At 38.6% G+C, this 1,620-nt stretch carries 1 protein-coding gene; it reads right to left on the reverse strand.

What is annotated here, in order from left to right; all coding sequences use genetic code 11:
• Positions 1-115: 115 nt before the first annotated feature.
• On the reverse strand, positions 116-1,342 hold the full coding sequence (locus COI44_RS13185; RefSeq protein ID WP_098428374.1) for an IS110 family RNA-guided transposase: 1,227 nt from the start codon (positions 1,340-1,342) through the stop codon (positions 116-118).
• Between the last annotated feature and the right edge of the window lie 278 nt (positions 1,343-1,620).

Genomic DNA, 1,620 nt, shown 5'->3' on the forward strand with positions numbered 1-1,620 from the left:
AACTATCCTGAAAATATAAATTAATAATTACACTTTTTTGGCAATACGAAACTAGACCCTGTCCATTTCATTTTTAAAAACGGGTCTTTTTTTTAATAAATTTATTTAGATCAAATTAAGCTATTGCTTCAATTGAAACTTTACATCCAAGAGTCTCTAATCGTTTAATAGATTGCTTGATAACAATTTCTTTCTTCCGTTTATCAAAGTAATCTGCGCCCAATTCAATATAGGGGACTCTTCTGTTTAAAATGTGATAAGCAATAGTTAATATAGTGTGTCCAACCGCGACTGCTGCTCGCTTTTTTCCAATTCGTACAGCTAAACGCTGGTACTGAGCAGAAAGATAGGTGTTTTTAGTCTTTGCTGCTGAATGAGCTGCTTCGACAAGTGCTGAGCGTAATTTTTTATTACCTTTTCTTGTTTTTCCAGACTTTTTTTTTCCAGCACTTTCATTGTTTCCAGGGACCATCCCAGCCCACGAACATATATGCGGAGCTGAAGGGAATTGATTTGCAATTTCCATACCGATTCCGATTTCAGCCAAAAGTTGTTCCGCATGACCTCTACCTATTCCAGGAATCGTATCAAGTAATTCAATATCTTCTTCATAAGGCTGCATACGTTGTTGGACTTCTACACTTAAGAGTTCAATCTGTTGGTCAATAAATTCAATGTGTGAGAGTTGGGTTTTTAACATCATTTTTTGATGCGGTCCGACGGAACCTACTAATGCACGTTCCAATTGATCCTTTTTCTTCTTCAAACTTCTTTTAGCTAAACTGGATAAAATTTCAGGATCATTTACACCGTTAATAATTGCTCCAATCATCGCACGACCTGAGACACCCATTATGTCAGATGCAACCGAGGACAGTTTAATATTTGCACCTTCAAGAACTTTTTGAATTCTACTAATCTCCCTAGCTCTTTCCTCAACGAGACTGCGACGGTAACGAACTAACTCACGTAGTTCTCTTTGTTCCCGATTAGGGACATAACTGTGTTGAAGAAGACCATGACGAAGTAACTTCGCAATCCATTCTGCATCTTTTACGTCGGTTTTTCGTCCTGGTACAGCCTTGATATGAGCTGCGTTTACAACCATCGGTTGTATTTCTTCAAGTTCAAGTAGATTGTAAATTGGCTTCCAATACACACCTGTACTTTCCATGGCAACTTGAGTACAACGTTTAGTTTTAATCCAATCCACCATTTGAAATAGGTCATGTGTCATTGTACCGAAGGTTTTTATTTCTTTACCTTTTGGTGTAATTGCACAAGCAGTAATGCTCTTTTTGTGAACATCAAGTCCACAGCAGTGATTATTAACAACGTCCATTCATATTATCCTTCCTAGGCTGAATAAAAATTAAGGCTGGTGCAACAACCATATTAGATTAATCTATCCTGCGTGCTTCTCCATTGAGAGCAACAATTTGTGGTGCACCTGGTCGTAGTGAATCAGTCTACCATGCGGGCTTAAAGCACCATAGTTGATCGACCTTCCTTCGCCAGCCGTATTAACAGGATTGACAGGGTGGTCGGGAGATAGACTAGTATACAAAACATTTTCATTCATTTGATGGTGCCGCAGATGCGGCATGGATGTCTACCATG

This window comes from Bacillus sp. AFS088145, from assembly GCF_002564465.1.
Taxonomy (GTDB): Bacteria; Bacillota; Bacilli; order Bacillales; family Bacillaceae_G; genus Gottfriedia.